At 63.5% G+C, this 19,499-nt stretch carries 19 protein-coding genes; 5 read left to right on the forward strand and 14 right to left on the reverse strand.

Translation table 11 applies throughout. From position 1 onward, the window contains the following. Nucleotides 1–24: 24 nt before the first annotated feature. Entirely contained in the window at nt 25–726 is a 702-nt protein-coding gene (locus H0194_RS01805) for a glycerate kinase (RefSeq protein WP_185176187.1), read from the forward strand. A 15-nt stretch (nt 727–741) separates the two neighbouring features. On the opposite strand, the gene H0194_RS01810 is transcribed toward H0194_RS01805, so the two are convergent. Beyond that, nucleotides 742–1,140 (reverse strand): hypothetical protein, encoded by a 399-nt coding sequence (locus tag H0194_RS01810; RefSeq protein ID WP_185176188.1) that lies wholly within the window; start codon nt 1,138–1,140, stop codon nt 742–744. A 33-nt stretch (nt 1,141–1,173) separates the two neighbouring features. Between H0194_RS01810 and H0194_RS01815 the strand changes: the two genes are divergently transcribed. After that, the gene (locus H0194_RS01815) at nt 1,174–2,454 is read left to right on the forward strand and encodes an amidohydrolase (RefSeq protein WP_185176189.1); all 1,281 of its coding nucleotides are present in this window, start codon (nt 1,174–1,176) and stop codon (nt 2,452–2,454) included. Nucleotides 2,455–2,621: 167 nt separating this feature from the next. Beyond that, nucleotides 2,622–5,030: a glycogen/starch/alpha-glucan phosphorylase gene (locus tag H0194_RS01820; RefSeq protein ID WP_185176190.1), complete on the forward strand. Its 2,409-nt coding sequence runs from the start codon at nt 2,622–2,624 to the stop codon at nt 5,028–5,030. 107 nt (nt 5,031–5,137) lie between these two features. On the opposite strand, the gene pyk is transcribed toward H0194_RS01820, so the two are convergent. The 13 genes from pyk to H0194_RS01885 form a co-directional block, all read right to left on the reverse strand. Continuing rightward, entirely contained in the window at nt 5,138–6,556 is a 1,419-nt protein-coding gene (pyk, locus tag H0194_RS01825; RefSeq protein ID WP_185176191.1) for a pyruvate kinase, read from the reverse strand. A gap of 46 nt (nt 6,557–6,602) precedes the next feature. Further along, nucleotides 6,603–7,490, reverse strand: a complete 888-nt coding sequence (lgt, locus tag H0194_RS01830; protein WP_185176813.1) for a prolipoprotein diacylglyceryl transferase — start codon at nt 7,488–7,490, stop codon at nt 6,603–6,605. A gap of 32 nt (nt 7,491–7,522) precedes the next feature. After that, nucleotides 7,523–8,350: an indole-3-glycerol phosphate synthase TrpC gene (locus H0194_RS01835; RefSeq protein ID WP_185176192.1), complete on the reverse strand. Its 828-nt coding sequence runs from the start codon at nt 8,348–8,350 to the stop codon at nt 7,523–7,525. Nucleotides 8,351–8,478: 128 nt separating this feature from the next. Further along, nucleotides 8,479–9,189 carry a TIGR02234 family membrane protein gene (locus tag H0194_RS01840; RefSeq protein WP_185176193.1) on the reverse strand — a complete coding sequence of 237 codons (711 nt, stop codon included), beginning with the start codon at nt 9,187–9,189 and terminating at the stop codon, nt 8,479–8,481. Nucleotides 9,190–9,199: 10 nt separating this feature from the next. Further along, nucleotides 9,200–9,979: an inositol monophosphatase family protein gene (locus tag H0194_RS01845; protein WP_185176194.1), complete on the reverse strand. Its 780-nt coding sequence runs from the start codon at nt 9,977–9,979 to the stop codon at nt 9,200–9,202. Nucleotides 9,980–9,988: 9 nt separating this feature from the next. Beyond that, entirely contained in the window at nt 9,989–10,624 is a 636-nt protein-coding gene (locus H0194_RS01850; protein WP_185176195.1) for a beta/alpha barrel domain-containing protein, read from the reverse strand. A gap of 3 nt (nt 10,625–10,627) precedes the next feature. Beyond that, nucleotides 10,628–11,323: a type 1 glutamine amidotransferase family protein gene (locus tag H0194_RS01855; protein ID WP_185176196.1), complete on the reverse strand. Its 696-nt coding sequence runs from the start codon at nt 11,321–11,323 to the stop codon at nt 10,628–10,630. Between the two features lie 56 nt (nt 11,324–11,379). Further along, the gene (locus tag H0194_RS01860) at nt 11,380–12,573 is read right to left on the reverse strand and encodes an MFS transporter (protein WP_185176814.1); all 1,194 of its coding nucleotides are present in this window, start codon (nt 12,571–12,573) and stop codon (nt 11,380–11,382) included. Nucleotides 12,574–12,721: 148 nt separating this feature from the next. Then, nucleotides 12,722–12,892, reverse strand: coding sequence for a hypothetical protein (locus tag H0194_RS01865; protein ID WP_185176197.1), 171 nt, complete (start codon nt 12,890–12,892; stop codon nt 12,722–12,724). Nucleotides 12,893–12,895: 3 nt separating this feature from the next. Further along, nucleotides 12,896–13,138 carry a hypothetical protein gene (locus H0194_RS01870; protein ID WP_185176198.1) on the reverse strand — a complete coding sequence of 81 codons (243 nt, stop codon included), beginning with the start codon at nt 13,136–13,138 and terminating at the stop codon, nt 12,896–12,898. An 85-nt stretch (nt 13,139–13,223) separates the two neighbouring features. Continuing rightward, nucleotides 13,224–14,765, reverse strand: coding sequence for a molybdopterin-dependent oxidoreductase (locus tag H0194_RS01875; protein WP_185176199.1), 1,542 nt, complete (start codon nt 14,763–14,765; stop codon nt 13,224–13,226). A gap of 177 nt (nt 14,766–14,942) precedes the next feature. After that, entirely contained in the window at nt 14,943–15,596 is a 654-nt protein-coding gene (locus tag H0194_RS01880; RefSeq protein ID WP_185176200.1) for a hypothetical protein, read from the reverse strand. Then, the gene (locus H0194_RS01885; protein ID WP_185176201.1) at nt 15,571–16,365 is read right to left on the reverse strand and encodes a hypothetical protein; all 795 of its coding nucleotides are present in this window, start codon (nt 16,363–16,365) and stop codon (nt 15,571–15,573) included. The genes H0194_RS01880 and H0194_RS01885 overlap by 26 nt, the downstream gene beginning before the upstream one ends. A 188-nt stretch (nt 16,366–16,553) precedes the next feature. Here H0194_RS01885 and H0194_RS01890 point away from each other — a divergent pair, with 188 nt between their 5' ends. Further along, nucleotides 16,554–17,150, forward strand: coding sequence for a TetR family transcriptional regulator (locus tag H0194_RS01890; RefSeq protein WP_246389000.1), 597 nt, complete (start codon nt 16,554–16,556; stop codon nt 17,148–17,150). A gap of 122 nt (nt 17,151–17,272) precedes the next feature. Continuing rightward, nucleotides 17,273–19,477: a glycogen debranching protein GlgX gene (gene glgX / locus H0194_RS01895; protein ID WP_185176202.1), complete on the forward strand. Its 2,205-nt coding sequence runs from the start codon at nt 17,273–17,275 to the stop codon at nt 19,475–19,477. Nucleotides 19,478–19,499: the final 22 nt, after the last annotated feature.

Genomic DNA, 19,499 nt, shown 5'->3' on the forward strand with positions numbered 1-19,499 from the left:
TGCCGGGCAGTAGAATCTACATCCATGCACACACCGCCCCCAGCCTCCGATCCTGCTCCCGAGCTGACCCCCAGCAAATCCGCCACCGCCATCACGTTGCCGTCCACCGACGTGGCGGGCAGGTTGGTGGATCTGCAGTACTACTTGGACGGCGAGGTCGCCTATATCCCAGGCCCCGTGCGTGCCGACGGCGCGTGGGACGTCCTGCACGGCGATAGTTACGGCACCGGTGTGCTCATCGCGGATGCGCAGACTAAGGGCGCGACCACGGTGGTGCTGGACCTCGGCGGTACGGACGACATCGTCGCGCTCGACGCCGGTATGGGCATCCTCGTCGCACTTGGCGCGGCACCGTACGACGCCCGCGGCTTCGCCCTGCCCAAAGGCGGCGCGCCGCTCGTCGCCCTCGACCAGGTGGACACGGCACAGCTCAACATCCCGGCCGCGGCCCTCAACTGGGTGCTCGTCGTGGATCCGGACAGCGCCCCCACCCCGGCCGCGGCACCGTCCGCGGCGTCGACCAGCCTGGAGCTGTCAGCAGAACATACCGCACTGCTCACGGGCGCCATGCTGCGCGCGGCGGACGTTTTTCATTCAGATCCCCACGCCGAGTTCTGCGGCGCAGGCGGCGGCGTCCCCATGGCGCTAACCTGGCTGTCCACGCTGCTCCACGGCGACGGCTCCCGGGTCAGTATTCGCCCGGTACCCCCGGCGCGCCCGGCCTAGGATTCGCGCCCAGTTTTAAGGCCGAACATCCACGGCCCACGGGTAGATCGCCGGCACCTCGAAGCTGCGCTCATCTTCGAGCAATACGTGGTCCTTGGGCAGAGCGGAATGCGGCGTGAGCAGGCGTCCGAGCGTCATGGTGAGGTCGTTGACGGAGCCAGTAACGCCCTCGACCGAGATGGCGTAGCGATGCACCCCGGCGTCCTCGAGCTCGCGCTCCTCGTGCTCGTCCCGGTAGGTCTGGCGCAGCTGTTCCTCGAGCCCTTCCATGACCTTCGGCGCGGCGTCGTGGTGCACGGTAGCAGCGCTCAGCTTGCTCGCAGCCACAAGTTTGTCCACGGCGGTAGTGAAGACTTCGGCCACACGGTCGGCGTTATCATGAGGCACAAGAACATCAAAAGTGATCATCGGCATGCCCGATAGTGTACCGCTGAAGGAGCCCCTACCTTGTCCACCTCTCCTGTGGCTGACATCCTTTCCCGCCACGGCGCCGACCTGTCCTGGCAGCAGGACTTCTACGAGGACCTGCACCGACACCCGGAGCTCTCCCACGAAGAGGAGCGCACAGCCGCGAAGATCCTCGAGGCTCTCCACGCGTGGGAGGAGCGCTACGCCACCGCCCTGGAGATCCAGACCGGCATTGGCGGGCACGGGATCGTCGCCACGCTGCGCAACAGCGCAACCACCCCTGCGGACACGGACCCTCATCAAGACGCGGGCCCCACGGTGTTGATGCGCGCGGACTTCGATGCCCTGCCGATGGCCGACGAATCCGGTGCGAGCTTCGCCGCGACCAACGGGAAGATGCATGCCTGTGGCCACGACATGCACGCCACTGCGTTACTCGGCGCCCTGGATATCCTCGGCGCCACCCGTGATGAGTGGACCGGGACCTTTATCGCGCTGTTCCAGCCCGCGGAGGAAACCTCGGTGGGCGCGAAGTACATGCTGGCCAACGACCTAGTCAACCGCATCCCCACACCGGATATCTGTCTGGGGCAGCACGTTATGCCGGGCAAGGCGGGAACCGTGGCCACTAAGGCCGGGGCGATTATGGCCGGCTGCGACTCCCTGCGCATTACCGTCCACGGCTCCGGGGCACACGCCTCCATGCCGCACCGCGCCATTGACCCCACATTCATCGCGGCGATGATCGTGGTGCGCCTCCAGGCCATCGTGGGCCGCGAGGTCTCCCCGGAGGACTTCTTCGTCATCTCCGTCGGCGAGCTGCATTCCGGAGACAAAAACAACATCATCCCTTCCTCCGCCGAGATTGTGCTCAACACCCGCTTCTATAAGCCGGAACTGGCGGACCAGGTCTACGCCTCCGTGCGCAAGGTAGTCGACGCCGAATGTGCCGCGTCCGGCTCCCCGCTCGAGCCCACCTTTGAGTTCTTCGCCCACGGCGAGGTAATAGACAACGACCCAGTCGCCTTCGACACCGTGCGCGAGCATTTCGACGCTGTCTTCGGCGACGCCTCCATCGACGCCGAGCGCTCGACCGCCTCGGAGGACTTTTGCTATATCCCGCAGGCCTTCGGCGTGCCGTACCTGTTCTGGTTCATCGGCTCCACCCCGGACGCGCTGCTGGACAACCCGCCGGTCAACCACCAGCCCAACTTCCTTCCGGACTACGCGCCCACCGTGGACGCCGCCACCCGCGCCGGCGCCGCGGCCGCGTTGACCTACCTGCGCAAGGCACACGCGACGTCGCCACGCACCGCCTAGGGGCGCGCACTCTCCCGAATCCGCGATGCAGCATCGCTCCTCCTCGGCACAGCATCGTTCTACCCGGCAGCAATCGGCGTGCCGGGCTATGCTGGGAACCGCTTTAATCGCGAGCGCCCGGGGCTTCACCCGGGCACAAAAAACACACGAGGATAAGTCTTTTCATCATGGCAAGCAGCACGCGTCACCCCTTTGAATCCACCGTTCCGGGCCACGTCCGCGCCGCGTCTGGCACCACCCCCACCGCGGCCACCGACCGCAAGTTCTGGTACGGCCTGTCAACGGCCGTCATGGAGCAGATCGCGGACCGGTGGCAGGCCACCGAAGACGCGTACAACGCGACCCGCCAGCAGCACTACTTCTCCGCGGAATTCCTCATGGGCCGTGCCCTGCTGAACAACCTCACCAACCTGGACCTGGTGGAAGAGGCACAGGCAGTGTCTCAGGACAGCGGCCGCGAGCTTGTCGACGTCCTGGACGAAGAACACGACGCCGCACTGGGTAACGGTGGCCTGGGCCGCCTGGCAGCGTGTTTCCTCGACTCTGCCGTGACGCAGAACTACCCCGTCACCGGCTACGGCCTGCTCTACCGCTACGGCCTGTTCCGCCAGTTTTTCTGGGAGGGCCACCAGCACGAGAAGCCGGACCCGTGGATGGAAAACGGCTACCCGTTCGTTGTCCGCCATGCCGGTGAGCAGCGCCGCGTTCACTTCGACGACATGGACGTGCGCGCCATCCCTTATGACATGCCGATCGTCGGCTACGGCACCGATAACGTGGGCACGCTGCGCCTGTGGAAGTCCGAGCCCATCGAGGACTTCGACTACGACGCGTTCAACTCACAGCGCTTCACCGAAGCCATCATCAACCGCGAGCGAGTCATGGACATCTGCCGCGTGCTTTACCCGAATGACACCACCTACGAGGGCAAGGTACTGCGCGTTCGCCAGCAGTACTTCTTCGTCTCCGCTTCCCTGCAGATGATGGTGGACAACTACCTCGCCAACCACGGCGACGACCTGCGCGGCTTCGCCGAGTACAACAGCATCCAGCTCAACGACACCCACCCGGTGCTGGCCATCCCGGAACTCATGCGCATCCTGCTCGACGAGCACGGCTTCGGCTGGGACGAGGCTTGGAAGGTCACCTGCGAAACCTTCGCCTACACCAACCACACCGTGCTGGCCGAGGCCCTGGAGCAGTGGGACGTGTCCATCTTCCAGCAGCTGTTTTGGCGCATCTGGGAGATCGTGGAAGAGATCAACCGCCGCTTCCGCGAGGACATGTTCGCCCGTGGGCTAGACGAGTCCCGCGTGAACTACATGTCCCCGGTCCACGACGGCCGCGTCCACATGGCGTGGATCGCCTGCTACGCCGCGTACTCCATCAACGGCGTGGCTGCGCTGCACACGGAGATCATCAAGCGCGAGACCCTACGCGACTGGTTTGAGCTGTGGCCGGAGAAGTTCAACAATAAGACCAACGGCGTCACCCCGCGCCGCTGGCTGAAGATGTGCAACCCGCAGCTGTCCGGCCTGCTCACCGCCAAGCTCGGCTCCGACGCCTGGGTGACGGACCTCTCCCAGCTCAAGTCGCTGGCACCGCTGGCCAAGGACGCCACCGTCATGCGTGAGCTCATGGACATCAAGTACGCCAACAAGAAGGCCTTCGCCGAATGGATCGACGCGCATCAGGGCGCCAAGGTGGACCCGAACTCCATCTTCGACGTTCAGATCAAGCGCCTGCACGAGTACAAGCGCCAGCTGCTCAACGCGCTCTACATCCTGGACCTGTACTTCCGCATCACAGAGGACGGCGAGAAGGTGCCGCCGCGCACCTTCATCTTTGGTGCGAAGGCCGCGCCGGGCTACACGCGCGCGAAGGCGATCATCAAATTCATCAACTCCGTGGGCGATCTGGTGAACAACCACCCGGATACCAGGGACACCATCCGCGTGGTCTTCGTGGAGAACTACAACGTCTCCCCCGCTGAGCACATCATCCCGGCGGCCGACGTCTCGGAGCAGATCTCCGTGGCCGGTAAGGAGGCCTCTGGCACCTCCAACATGAAGTTCATGATGAACGGCGCGCTGACCCTGGGTACCCTGGACGGCGCCAACGTGGAAATCGTTGAGGCCGTTGGCGAGGACAACGCCTACATCTTCGGCGCCAAGGAAGAAGAGCTGCCGGAGCTGCGCGCACACTACAACCCGGGCGAGCTCGCCCAGACCGTGCCGGGGCTTCGCCGCGTGCTGGACGCCATGACCTCCGGGCTGCTGGGCCAGGAGAACAACCACATATTCGGCGACCTGCGCTCCTCGCTGGTCGACGGCTACGGCGAGCACGCCAACGACACCTACTACGTCCTCGGCGACTTCGCCTCCTACCGCGAGGCCCGCGACCGCATGGCACAGGACTACATGGACTCCGAGCTCAACTGGGCCCGCAAGTGCTGGTACAACATTTGCTACTCCGGCCGCTTCTCCTCCGACCGCACCATCGCCGACTACGCCCACGACGTATGGAAAATCGAGCCCACCCCGGTGACCGACCACTCCGTGGACGACGCCCTCTAACCCCCTCACCTTAGCGGTAATACCAAAGGCGCCCGCTGCCTTCCTCGTGGAGGCAGCGGGCGCCTTAGTGCGACGTTACGGCGTTTCGCCGTGGCGACGTCCTCGTGCTAGCCCTGGTTGGACTCGCCGATGCGGTGGACCTGGATCATGTTGGTGTTGCCGGAGATTCCCGGTGGAGTGCCGGCGACGACGACGACCATGTCACCCTCTTCGTACTCGGGGAGATTGAGGAGCTGCTGGTCGAGCACACGCATCATGTCATCGGTGGATTGCACCTCTGTGCAGAGGAAAGTGCGCGCACCCCACGTCAGCGCCAACTGGGAACGCACGGCCTGGTTCGGGGTGAACACCAGCAGTGGCAGCGAGGAGTGCAGGCGAGCCATGCGCTTAGCCGTGTCGCCGGAGGTGGTGAACGCCACCAGGGCCTTGGCGTGCAGGCGCTCCGCGATGTCGCGAGCGGAATAGGAAATCACGCCACGCTTGGTGCGCGGGATGTGCGCCAGCGGCGGAACGGTGCCCTCAGACTCCGCGCGGGAGACGATGCGCGACATGGTGCGCACCACGTTGTGCGGATCCACGCCCACGGAGGTCTCACCGGAAAGCATGACAGCGTCCGCGCCGTCGAGCACCGCGTTGGCCACGTCGGAGGCCTCTGCGCGTGTCGGTCGGGAGTTCTCAATCATGGAGTCCAGCATCTGGGTGGCCACGATGACCGGCTTGGCGTTCTCGCGGGCAATCTGTACCGCGCGCTTCTGCACCAGCGGCACCTGCTCCAGCTCAACTTCGACGCCGAGGTCGCCGCGGGCGACCATGACGGCGTCGAAAGCCAGGATGATGGACTCGAGCGCGTCCACGGCCTCCGGCTTCTCCAGCTTGGCGATGACCGGCACGCGGCGGCCGACCTCGTCCATAACCTCGTGCACCAGGTCGATATCCGCCGGGGAACGCACGAACGACAGCGCGATGAAGTCCACGCCCAGGCGCAGCGCGAAGCGCAGGTCCGCGATGTCCTTTTCAGACAGCGCCGGCACGGAGATGTCCATGCCCGGCAGAGACACGCCCTTGTTGTTGGACACCGGGCCGCCTTCGGTGACCTCACAGATGACGTCGCTGCCTTCGACGTCCTTGCACACCAGGGCTACCTTGCCGTCGTCGACGAGCAGGCGGTCGCCCGGCTTCGCATCGCGCGCCAGGCCCTTGTAGGTGGTGGAGACGCGGTCGTGGGTGCCCTCGCAGTCGTCGACGGTGATGCGGACAACCTCACCGGTCTCCCAGTAGGTCTTGTCCTCCTTGAAGCGGCCCAGGCGGATCTTCGGGCCCTGGAGGTCGGCAAGCACGCCGACGGCGCGGCCGGACTCGTCAGTGGCCTCGCGGACCCAGTTGTAGTTCTGCTCGTGGTCGGCGTGCTCACCATGAGAGAAGTTCAAACGCGCCACGTCCATTCCGTCACGGACGAGGCCTAGAATTTTGTCCTTGCTTGCTACTGCAGGACCGAGAGTACAGACGATTTTTGTTCTTCTATCCACGGTTCACCAGCCTACTCAAATTGTTTGTTGCGGATCGTCTCCCAACCTACTCGCCACGGGATTCTTCAGCCACCGCTGCGTGGTATTGCGGATCGACTTCCTCCGGGGTTTCCTGTCCCTTGCGGAGGCGGAAGAATACGAGGAGGGCGATGAGGAAAACCACTGCGGAGACAATGACATTGATGCGCATGCCAAAGACCATGGTGGCCTCGTCCGCGCGCATCTGCTCGATCCAGAACCGGCCCGCGGTATAGCCCGCCACATAGAGTGCGAACACGCGTCCGTAGCCTAGCTTCCAGGCGCGCTGTGCCCACAGGAGGAACAAGCAGACCAGTACGTTCCACAGCAGCTCGTAAAGGAAGGTCGGGTGCACGGAGGTGATGACCTCGCCGGTGGAGGTGCCGGAGATGGGTGCAAACTCGCCGTTGCCGTCCACACGGTAGAAGATGTCGAGTGCCCACGGCACGTCAGTGGGCCGACCGTATAGCTCCTGGTTGAACCAGTTGCCCAGGCGACCGATGGCCTGTGCCAGAATGAGGCCGGGCGCGACGGCGTCGGCGAAGGGCCCCATGGGGATCTTCTTCACCTTGAACATGATCCAAATGGCGAACGCGCCGAGAGCCACCGCGCCCCAGATGCCGAGGCCACCGTTGGATATCTTCAGCGCGTCGGCCGGGTTGCAGGTTTCGCAGAAGTACTTGTCGTAGTCCGTGGCCACGTGGTACAAACGACCGCCGATGATGCCGGCCGGGATGATGACGATGGCGGCGTCCCAGACCGTGTCCGGGTTGCCGCCGCGCGCGGTGTAGCGCTTCATGGTCATCCACAGCGCCACCAAGATACCGGTGACGATGCACAGGGCGTAGGCGCGGATCGGGATGGGGCCGAGGTGCCACACGCCTTGGGGTGGGGACGGGATAGTAGCCAGAATCATCTCATGCACCCGGCCAATCCTACCGGGGTGCGCTAGTGCTTTCGCGACGGGCAGGCGGGGTGCTGGCCCGCAGCCACGAACCTGCGGGTGGCGGCGGCTGGGTCTGCGGTGGACATGACCGATTGACCGATGAGCACGGCATCAGCCCCCGCGGAGGCGAAGGCGAGCACGTTACGCGGGTTAGCCACGCCTCCTACTGCGATGCGCAGGACTTCCGTGGGCAGGCCCGGCACGATGTCGTGGAAGGCGTCGCGGTTGATGGTGTCGCTGGCCAAGGACCAGGCGTTGACGCCGATGACCTTGGCGCCGACCTTGAGCGCGCGGTCCGCTTCCTCCGGGGTGCGGACCTCGGCGAGCGCGGTCATCCCGAGGGACTCGATACGATCCAGCAGCGCCGCCATGCGGGCGTTGTCTAGCAGTTCGACCTGTAGCGGCACCATGTCAGCGCCGTAGCAGCGCGCCTCGTGGATCTGGTACGGATCCACGATGATGTCGCGGCAGATCATGGGCACCGCGGTGGCCTCCCGCGCGGCCTGCATATCATCCAACGACCCGCGGAAACGTCGTGCCTCGGTTTGCACGGCCATGAGATGCACGCCGGAGGCTTCGAGGTTGCGCGCCATCGCCGCCACCGCGTCCGGCCCGACGAGCTCGGTGACGGGCCCTTGAATCGGCGTGGCGCGTTTGATCTCGGTGATGACGGAGCAGCCAGTGCGCACTAGCGCGGCGCAAACGTCACGCGGAGCATCCATCGCGCGCGAGCGGGCTTTGACTTCCTTAAAGGAGACCTGGGCCTCACGTACGGCGACGTCCTCTAATACACCGTTGACGATGTGGTCTACGGCGAAGGTCGCTTCCATAGGGGCTCCGAATTGCTCATGGTCGAACTCTGTAATGCTTGAGTGACACTGCATAGAATACCGCTAAGGCGGATTCAAAAGAAAATCGCAATTTTAGGTGCTACGTCCACTACCTGCGCCGAGGTGGCTTAGCGACGCCCCTTCTCCCCTGAGTCGGTGGGGTCCAGGCCGGCGTCCAACGCATCCCACATCACCCGCTGGGAGTCCGGGCTGGTCTCCAGCTCTTCCTCCAGCTTCTCCCGCCGGGTGGCGGCCCGCTCGTATTTCGAGACCCGCGGCGAATCATGGCCCGGGCGAATGACGACCACCACCGCCGCCACTAACGCGACGGCGAAGCCCAGCAACGCGAGGGCCACTCCGAGTGGGTTAACGGTCGCCTCCGTCACGACGGCCCACTCACTGATGGACACCGGCGCGTTCGCCTTGCCGCTCGTCGCGCCAGCGGTCAGCAAAGCCTTCGCGCGCTCTGGGTCCGCGCCCTGGACTAGCAACAGTGTCGGACCAATGCTGCCTGCAATCGCGGCTATCGCACACACCACGCCGATGATACGGCGGGCCTGGCGGCGCAGCACTAGCACTGCCAAGGCACCGGCCAGGAATGCGGCGGCCAGCGCGATGAGTTCGACCGACCACGTCGCGCCCGGAACGTCGTTGATCGCGCGGCCGGCCTTGTCGTCCTCACTCACCGCCGTCACCCAGGACATGCGCCCAGCCAGCCACAAAATCAGCGAGCTCAGCGCGAGACCCAGCGCGGCCAGACGCGAGTGCTTCTTCGACCCCGCCGCCTGGTCCGGCGCATCAGGGGTGTGCGGGTTGTGCGTGGAATGCGGTGTGGACACCCAAAAGCTCCTATATCTTACGGTTCAAAGACTGCGCTGCACCCAGCAGCTGAGCGTGCGTGGCGGCGTCACCAACGATGATGCCGCGGCTTGTGCAGTCCCAGTCGTCACCTTCTGGGGTAGTCACAGTACCCCCGGCTTCGCGGACGAGCAACGCCCCAGCTGCGTTGTCCCATGGGTGCGGCGAATAATTGATAGCCCCGCTGAGCACGCCGCGCGCGGCATAAGCGAGGTCCAGGCCCACGGAACCCGACACTCGGGGGCGCAGCCCGCGGTGGCGAATCGCTGTGTAGAGTTCCGGTCGGGTCTGCGAAAAGACGCCAACGTGGCGCTGCGGATGCGGAGCCGTGGCAGGAAGTCCGCGTACCCCGCCGCCGTCGGTTGCGGCCATGCGCAGCCTCAGCTTCGGAAACGACACCACTGCCGCCACCGGCTGGAGATCGTGCACCAACGCCACGAGGATCCCGCAGTTGGGGTTCTGGGCCGCGAAGTTGCTCGTGCCGTCAATCGGGTCCACGACCCACACCGCACCGGTGCGGGGCAGCTCGCTGCGTCCGGTCGAGGAAGCGGAAGCGTGAGTACTTTCTTCGCCGTAGACCTCGACGCCGGTCATCTGCACCAGCAGCTGGCGTACCCGCTGCTCAATCGCGAGATCAGCGGTGGTGGCAAAGTCACCGTTGCCCTTGTCGTGCAGGGCCAGGTCCGGTGCCCCGAAGCCCGCGTGAAAAATCGCTTCCGCCTCGTCCACCACGGCTTCAGCCACCGGGAGCAACTCACCAACAGATGCCATCTACTCCGCCTACAAATCCTCGTCGGCGGCCGAAATTTCGGTGCCGTCAAAGGGCGCGGCGTCGGCGGCCTGCTCGGCGCCGTCTGCGGCCGTTTGTGCTTCATCAACGGGCAGCGCCGGAGCGCCTTGCCACCCGAGGAGCATGGTATCGATCCCCTCTACCTGGTAGGAGGCGACCTCCGCTACTTGCTCCGGTGCCGTGAACTTACCGGCGACGGCCACGTCGGCATCGGTGGCGGCGGAAATCTCACGCAGCAGTTCCATATCGATCGGCCCCATGGCGGGTGCCGCTGCACCGCTGGTCCCCTCGCCCGCGACGAACGCCACGAGAATTCGCTGTACCCCGGCCTCGTCGAGCGCCTCCAGCGTCTCCCACAGGTCCTCGCCATCGGTGTGGCCCAGGGTCTGCACATCGCCGTTATCGACGACGGGTAACGCCACCCACAGCTTCTCGACGGCGCTGCCTGCAGCCGCCGCGTCGGCGTCCTGCGCTTCGGCAATCGCAGCGGTCAAGTCAGCGATGGGCCAAACGCCCGGTACCGCAATGGCCCGCGGCGCGCCAGACGCCAGGAGCTCCTGGACTTGATCAAAGCTAGCGACCGCGCGTTGATCTGTAGCTACTGCCTCCACCACGTTAAAAGTCATGGCCTAGATGATACCTTCTGCCCAGCGCTGAAGAAGCGCAATCCCGGCGTCACGGGAGTCATGCGGCAAGAACGCGCAGCCGCACAGCGGGCCGTTGTCCACGGCCGCCACGATGGTCGCGGCGCCGATATTCGCCCACGCCACCTGTGGTGGCTGGGTGATCTCGGAGTCAGTGAGGGCAAAGCCCGTGGCCGCCTCGGTGACGGTGAAGGCAAACCGTGCCTCGTCCGGCAGGAAAGCTAAGCGATGACCTTCCGCGGGAGTCACCGTCGCGTAGGTGGTGATCGCCGTCGACGACGCGCTCATGCGGCCGACGGTGCCGGGCCACTCCCCACAGCCGGGGATCTCGCGGCCGTCCACGATCGCGGCGTCGAAAAGCGCGGCGAAGGCGGTGCCCAACGCCAACACCGGGCGGCCGCCGGAAAGCCGCTGCCCAATCACGCGAGGGCCGAAAGACGCTTGGAAGTCGGCCATAAACTCCGCGAAAGGATCGTCGCTCACCACGACGAACGCTGCGGCCTCGGCCGCTTCCTGGGGGTCGCGGCTCAACACCGCAGGTACCCTCGCCTTCTCCAAGGCGTCGACCGTGCCCCGCGCCGCCGCCGAGGAGGCCGGGAGTTTATCGCCTGGCGCGAATACCACTACCGTCGGGGCGCCGTTGTCTGCCGCGTGCATTGCCTGGTTACCGTCCTTATTCATACACCACTAGTGCCTATCGTTTTGAGCGCTGGTTCGCATTAAACTTCCGCAGCCGTCTAGACCTTGCGCAGCCTCTTGAGTCGGGTCTTGATGTTATCGAATTCGCTGACGCGGTTGCGGCCGAGGCTCCAGTCCATGGCGGTCATGAACACGCCGGCGATGATAACGCCAGCACCCGCGCCATAAGCGCCCGCGTAGCCATAGCCCGAAACCAGGGACCCCAACAGCACTGAACCGATGCCGGTGCCGCCGTCGTAGAAGATGTTCCATACTGCCGAGGCCTCCGAGACCCGACGTCGCGGCAGGCGGGAAAACATGCTCAGGAGGGATTCGTTTTGTACCGAGCCGAAGCCGAGGCCAAAGACGATGGCGCCGAGAACAAATACCCACACGGGCCACTGCCACATGATGCCGAAGGTGATGAGCGCAATGCCGAAGAAAGCGAAGAGCTGGGACGGGATCATCATCGCGCCGGCCACGCCGGTACGGTCAGCGATGGATCCCGCGAAGTAACGACCGACGATACAGGCGCCGCCCACCAAAGACAGCATGATGCCACCCAACAGCGCCCCGGTTTCCGGATCCGTTTCCCGCACAGTGGCGGGAAGGAAGGAGGAAACCACGCCGAAGCTCATGGAGATTGTGGTCAGCGCCAACGCGGGGACCAGGACGAGCTTCCACATGGCGGCGCGCTGGACGTCATCATCCGCGCTATCTGCTGCCGCGTCCGCTGACACGCTCGGGATGCGCAGGCACATGATTGCCGCGATCAGCGCGATCACCGCCGCGGTGATGAAGACGACGTTGAAGCTAGTAGCGCCCGCCAGAGCCAGGCCAGCCGGCAGGAAGAGCATCTGCGCGACGCCGACGGCCACGCCAAGCATGGCCGTTGCGCGGCCCAGGGCGCGTTGCGGGACGAGCTCAGCGATCAGGGCAGATTCGGCGACGCAGATCGCTCCAAAGCCAATGCCGCGCAGCGCAGAAAACAGAATGGTCACCCACGCCTCAGCGCCCAACATGTGCCCTAAGGCGGGAATACCGAGCATGAACGCCGCGACCGCCATGACGGGCCGGTAGCCCCAGGCGCGCAGCATGCGCGGCGTCATGATCTGAGTGGCCACGGTGGCGGCCATAAAGGCACCCGTGGACCAGCCCGCCAGGGATGGTGAACCGCCGGAGTCCATCACAAATAGTGGGACCACCGGCAAGAGAATAGACCAGGCGCCGAAGGCAGAGGCCACAGCCACCATCGTCGGGATAAACCCCGGTGTCTCCTTCAGGCTGAATTTATCTACCGACTTCGACACCGTGAATCACCCCTTCTTCCCACACCAAACAGACCGATACCGTCCGGCATACACCACGCTAAGTTTTAGAACTGCACTACAACCCCTCTACCTAAACACTTTGGATGCCGCTTATCAACCACGCGACGGCGGCAGCCAAGGAAATAATTGCCAGCGCCGCCAGTACCCAGAAGGCCAGTTTGTTCGCTGCCTGGTAGGCCGCGTACGCGCCGCCCACCAAGAGGCCCGCGACGAGGAACATCACGACGACGAAGAAATTCATGGGTTACTCGACGATCTCGTAGGGGCCCGCCGTGGCCAGCGCCGCGTTCATCTTCTCCACGCTGGGGATCACGTCGTCCTTGTGTTTAACGAAGAGATCGGCGACGTCAGGTTCCGTGATTTCGAACGTGGCCTGGCCAATTCCTTCCGAGGCGAAGATGTCGAACAACGCTTGCAGTGCCTTGCGGACGTCGTTGTCGTCTTTCACGCCGCGGACGTGGTACTTCGTGGAAACCAAAATAGTCATGGGCAAAAGTCTACCCCCTGGCCTGTGCTGCACTTCAGCAGCTGGAGCCAGGGGGCGTCTTGGTAGTAGAGATGGGGGGCAGGAACTAAATGCGACCGTTGAAAGCCTGCAGCGCGGAATCTTCGCGCGTTCCGCCGCGGCCGTCGCCGTAGTCCGCATAGTCGTGAATCCAGCGGATGGTGGATACCCACTTCACGGCCTTATAACCGTGGTTGGATTCGACGCGAGCACGAACGGGGGCGCCGAGGTAGCTCTCAATGTCGTGGTCATTGCGCTGCAGCGCCAGGATGGACTGCTCCTCTTCGGCGGTTTCTACGTCGAAGCAGGCGTAGAACGGCTCGCGCGGGCGGTTGTCGTACATCTTCTGTGCCAAGCCATAAGACTCGATCATGACGTAGTTGGCGCCTTCCGGGCGCGGGCCGAGCAGCCCCAGGACGTCGACAAGCGCGGGGCCGGACCAGCGCGAGGTGGCGGACCAACCCTGCATGCAGGTATGGGTGGCAATGAACGAGCGCTGCGGCAGCTTCTTCAGATCGTCCAAGGTGATGGTCTTTTCCACACCGTTGATGTCGTCGATGACGCGGATCGTGTAATCGGCGAAGTCGTTCTTGGCAAAGTCGGTCCACTCCGGGGACTCGTCCGCGGTCGGCGGCAGACCATTGGTCCAGTGCCAGTCGGAGAGGTCCTTGTCGGTGTAGACCTCCTGGGTCTTGGGCACCGGGCGCATCCAGTTGAGGAAGATCTTGCGGCCAACCTCGGTGATGGCCACCAGAATTCGATGTGTGCGGGCGCGGTCGGACAGGGACCAGTAGGACAGCGCAATCCAAAGGACGAGGACCACTACGACGGTGGTCACCATGATGATGAAGGCCTGGGCGTAGCGAGTGGTCTCCACGTCGCCGAAGACCATGTGCACCATGTTGTGTTCGCGGTGGACGAAGAAGACAAGGAAGACGTGGATGACGATGAATCCGGACATGAGCACCATGCCGATGAAGTGCAGGGAACGCGCGCCTTGGTGGCCGCCGAGGATCTTCACCAAGCGCGGGAACCGCACGCGCACGGCTGGGGCCATGGCCACGCCGGTGAGCATCATGAACGGGGCCAGGATGAAGATGACGAAGGAATATGCCAACTGTTGCAGCGCGTCGTAGGGTGTGAAGTGCTCAATGCCTGGCACGCCGAAGCCCATGTAGATCTTGGCGGACTCCCATGCCTCGGCGAAGACATCCCAGCTGGTGGGGACAATGCGGCGCCACAGGCCGGTGGCGAACAGCAACACGACGTAGACGAGGCCGTTGAGCACCCAGAACATCACTGTAGCGCCGTGCCAGTGGCGGGCGAGGCCAATATTTTCGCGGCCTGGGAGCGCCAGGACTGGGCTCACGGAGAGCTCATCCATCAATGAGGTATATACGCCACGCTCCTTGGGAAGCTCACGCTTAGTAAACTTCAGCCACTCCGAGCCGGGGGCGCAGTCATTGCGCCACCACAGCCGTGGCATGGAAGCGAGCATCTCCACGCCGGAGCGCAGGAGCATGCCGATGAGGATGAAGTTGATGAGGTGCGTGGCACGCAGCCAGAGCGGGAAGTCGGGGTTGTCGCCCATGGCGACAACAAAGTCCATTGGTTGCATTGTGGTGCCTCATTTCATGTGAGAACGAGCGTGTGTGAGCTAAAAGCGCTATACGAATTAGTATTCCCAATGGCACCCCGATGTTCAATTTATTAACACGGGTTTTTCCTCACATTTTATGCCGGATGTACGAGAGGGACCCCACACGCTTGAGGCACACGGCATTTTCTACGAGTCCACGCCTTCGCTTTCCGACGCCTCGTCGGGCAACGTTCCATAGACAAATACGGCTGCCCACACAGCCATCGTTGCAATCAACGGCGCCATCGTGAACCCGAGGCCCGGCTCCAACGGCGGCACCAGCTCAATGCGCTGCCCCAGCTCAGCGGCGTGAAAATCTCGAGTTCCCCGGAACCCCGCCACCGCGGCGCCAGCCAGATAAAACGCAATGGATCCCACCCCGGCGCCGACTCCCGCACCCATGATGGCGCCTATCCCCGGGTCAGGTGTAGGGAATTTGTGAAAGAAACGCAACGACAACGGCAGTGCCAACACCGCGGTCCACGCGGCGAAGCTGAAATAAGAATCGGCGGCCGCAGTAGACAAAGAATCCAACTTTAGTCCGCCCTCGCTGACCACCCCCGCGACCATGGGGCGCCACCAGCCCCAGAGCGCACCGGCTACTGCAAAGACGGCAATCGATACGGCCACATACCCCGCGACATGTCCCACCACCGGACTGATCCGGGGGAATCGGACAGACTTGGCCGACTTGGACGGCTTGGACGGCTCAGCCGCGACTAAGCCCGCCTCACTCGAGACCTGCGGGGCTGAGCGGGCGGGCTGTGAGGAAGAACTAGAACGCACAGAAGGTCCAGGCACCGTTTTCCTTGAGGTACTGCTGCACCTTGGTGTCATCACCGTTGGCGGTGGAAACAGTCACCACCGCGGAAGCCTTGTTGCCGTTGACCTTGATGTCCTTGATGGACTTGACGCCGTTGTCGCCAATCATGGTCTCAGCTGGCATATCCAAGACAGGGTCCTGCATGCCACCAACGTCCATTGCGGCCTTACCGCCCTGCTGATCCACCACGGATTTGCAGGTGTGGTCTGGTATGTAGGTCACCAAGTCGCGCACCGTCTTGGTCTGGTACAGACCGTTCACCAAAGCCTTGATTTCTTTCTTGGTGGCAGCGTCAGCACCCTTACCGTCAGCAACCTCAGTCAGATCCGCCTGTGTCGGCGTTGGCTGGCTCAGCTGCTCCTCCAGCTGCTCATCGCCGGCGGCGGCCCCACCTGCAGCGCCTGCCCCTCCAGCACTGTTGCCACCGTCGGAAGACTTATCGGAGCCGGATTTGTCGGAACCGGACTTATCGGAACCTTCCTTAGCCTCAACCTTTTTACCATCATCTTTGTCAGAATCGGACTTCTTGTTGGAGTCCTTCTTCTTGGAGGTCTCCGTCTCCGAGGCACTCTCCTTGGCATCCTCGTCGTCCGCAGAGGTAGTGCTCTTGGATGCACCAGAGACCGAAGGGGTTGCTTCTGCACCCTCCGGGGCCTCTTCAGATTGTGGCCCACAGGCTGTCAATGCCAGTGGAAGCACCAGCAGCGCGGCCATGCAAGTCTTCGAAAGGGTTCTCGGCTGTGTCATCAAGGCTCCTGTCGCGTTAGCCACCTCGGGCGAAGTTCACCCGCAGGCTTGTCGTTATAACAGCATGACGATCCTATCAGGTGGGAGGTTCCCACAAGATAAATGAGTCCTTGTAAAAAGCTGTGAGGTATAGCGCTGCGCTCCCCCGCTCCATTCTGTGTCTGCCCGTCACGCTAGACTCTGAGCTTGTGCAACTAAGTCGCCCCTCGATTATCTCCGCCGCACTCGATATCCTCGATCGCTACGGCCTCGCGGATATGACCATGCGTCGTGTCGCCACTTCGTTGTCGGTTGCGCCCGGCGCACTGTATTGGCATGTGGCCAATAAACAGGCACTCATTCACGCCATCGCCGAGGAGATCGTCCGCCCGCTCGTCCCGGGCGATGGCGACAATACCTCCGACTTTGCCTCTCCAGAAGATTTTGCCGCAGCCTTACACCGCACGCTGCTGGCGCACCGGGATGGCGCCGAGGTGGTATCCGCCGCCCTAGCCCAGCCGGGGTCCGAGCTGTTGTCGGCTTTGCTTGCAGATCTCCGCGCACTCCTCACTTCTGTCTCTACGTCACCTCACGCCTCCGACGAGCGTGAAGCCGACGTGGCTGCCGAGACAGTCGTGCATTTCATTCTGGGAGCCACGATGCTTGAACAATCCCGCACGCAGTTCGCCGCGGCAACGGCTCTTGGCGATTCCGACGCAGCCCCCGCCGACGCGGCGCCTGGGTCACACTCCATCATTACTGAAGGCGTGGCGATGATCCTCCGCGGCTTCAATAGTCCCGAGTAGATTACCAGTGCCCACCGCGCGAGACAGGCGTTCTCTGCACGAGCGCCCCGGGGCCAGGGAGAAATTCTCACCGAATCTTCTTGCGCGGTGAGATGTCCAGGTTTTCACTAAGCTGTCTAGCTATGAGCCCTGAACTTCATCCTGAGTCCGCACAGCCTGCATCCTCCTCCGATCGACCGCGTCGAGTATGGCCGGGCAAGCCTTATCCGCTTGGTTCGCACTACGACGGCTCCGGCACCAACTTCGCCATCTTCTCTGATGTGGCGGAAAAAGTTGAGCTGTGCCTCATCAACCGCCACGGCGAAGAAGAACGCATTGAGCTTACCGAAGTTCACGCTCACGTCTGGCACTGCTACCTCCCCGAAGTTGGTCCGCGCCAGCGCTACGGCTACCGAGTCCACGGCCCCTACGATCCGGCGCAGGGCCTGCGCTGCGATCCCAACAAGATCCTCGTCGATCCCTACGCCCGCATCTTCGACGGCGATTTCGATGGACACGCCTCCACGTACTCTTACGACATCAACGCCGACGAACCCGGTACCGGCCGCAACGAGGAGGACTCGCTCGGCCACACGATGCTGTCTGTCGTGGTCAACCCTTACTTCGACTGGCAACGCGACCGTCGCCCGCACACCCCGGACAACGAAACGGTTATCTACGAGGCCCACGTTAAGGGCATGACCATGACCCACCCCGGGGTTCCGGAGGAGCTGCGCGGCACCTACGCCGGCATGGCGCACCCGGTCATCATCGACTACTTCAAAGATCTGGGCGTCACCGCAGTGGAGCTGCTGCCGGTCCACCAGTTCTTGCAGGACTTCCGTCTGCAGGAACTGGGGCTGCGTAACTACTGGGGCTACAACACCTTCGGCTTCTTCGCGCCGCACCGCGACTACGCCGCGGCCACCCACACGGGCGACGCCGTCAACGAGTTCAAGGCTATGGTGCGCGCCTACCATGCCGCGGGTATCGAAATCATCCTGGATGTGGTGTACAACCACACCGCCGAAGGTAACCACATGGGACCAACGTTCGCCTTCCGCGGCATCGATAACGGCGCGTACTACCGCTTGGTCGATGACGAGCCGATGCACTACATGGACTACACGGGCACGGGCAACTCGCTGAACGTGCGCCACCCGCACTCCCTGCAGCTCATCATGGACTCGCTGCGCTACTGGGTGACGGAGATGCGCGTGGACGGTTTCCGCTTCGACCTCGCGTCCACGCTGGCGCGCGAGCTCGACGACGTCGATAAGCTCGCCACCTTCTTCGACCTCGTACAGCAGGACCCGGTGGTCAGCCAGGTCAAGCTCATCGCCGAGCCGTGGGACGTCGGACACAATGGTTACCAGGTGGGTAACTTCCCGCCGATCTGGATGGAGTGGAACGGCAAGTACCGCGACACGGTTCGCGACTTCTGGCGCGGCGAGCCCGCCACCCTGGGCGAGTTCGCCTCCCGCCTCACCGGCTCCTCGGATCTTTATGCCAACAACGACCGCCGCCCCACTGCCTCGGTCAACTTCATCACCGCCCACGATGGCTTCACTCTGGCCGACCTGGTGAGCTACAACGACAAGCACAACGAGGCCAACGGCGAGGACAACCGCGACGGTGAGTCCTTCAACCGCTCCTGGAACCACGGCGAGGAAGGTCCGACGGACAACGAAGATATTCTCAAGCTGCGTTTCCGCCAGCAGCGCAACTTCCTCACCACCTTGCTGCTGTCCCAGGGCACCCCGATGATCGCGCACGGCGACGAGTTCGGGCGCACCCAGGGCGGTAACAATAACGTCTACTGCCAGGACAATGAGATTGCGTGGATGGACTGGAGCCTGCTGGAGAAGAACCCTTCGTTGCACGGCTTTACCAAGCGCCTCATCAACATCCGCCACCGGCATCCGGTATTCCGCCGCGAGCGCTTCCTTGCCGGTGGCCCGCTGGGGTCCGATGTCCGCGATCGTGACATCGCCTGGCTGGTCCCGTCCGGCAAACTGATGACCCAGGACAACTGGGACGACGACTTCGGCAAGTCCTTGATGGTCTACCTCAACGGCAACGCCATCACCGAGGTCAACGAGCGCGGCGAGGAGATCCGCGACGACTCGTTCATCATGATGTTCAACGCGCACAGCGAAGGCATCGAATTCACGTTGCCCACCAAGGATCTGGGCAAGCGTTGGAAGCTGCTCATCGATACCGCGGACAAGGACGGCTACCCCACCGAGGAAACCTTTATTGACGCGGCGGGTACCATTACTGTTCCAGGACGCACCACCATGGTGCTCAAGCAGGTAGAGCCGCCGGAGTTCGATGACGCGGCTTAAGTAACGTCGGATCGACGTAGGA

Origin of the sequence: Corynebacterium incognita (genome assembly GCF_014217255.1) — a bacterium.
Lineage (GTDB): Bacteria > Actinomycetota > Actinomycetes > Mycobacteriales > Mycobacteriaceae > Corynebacterium > Corynebacterium incognitum.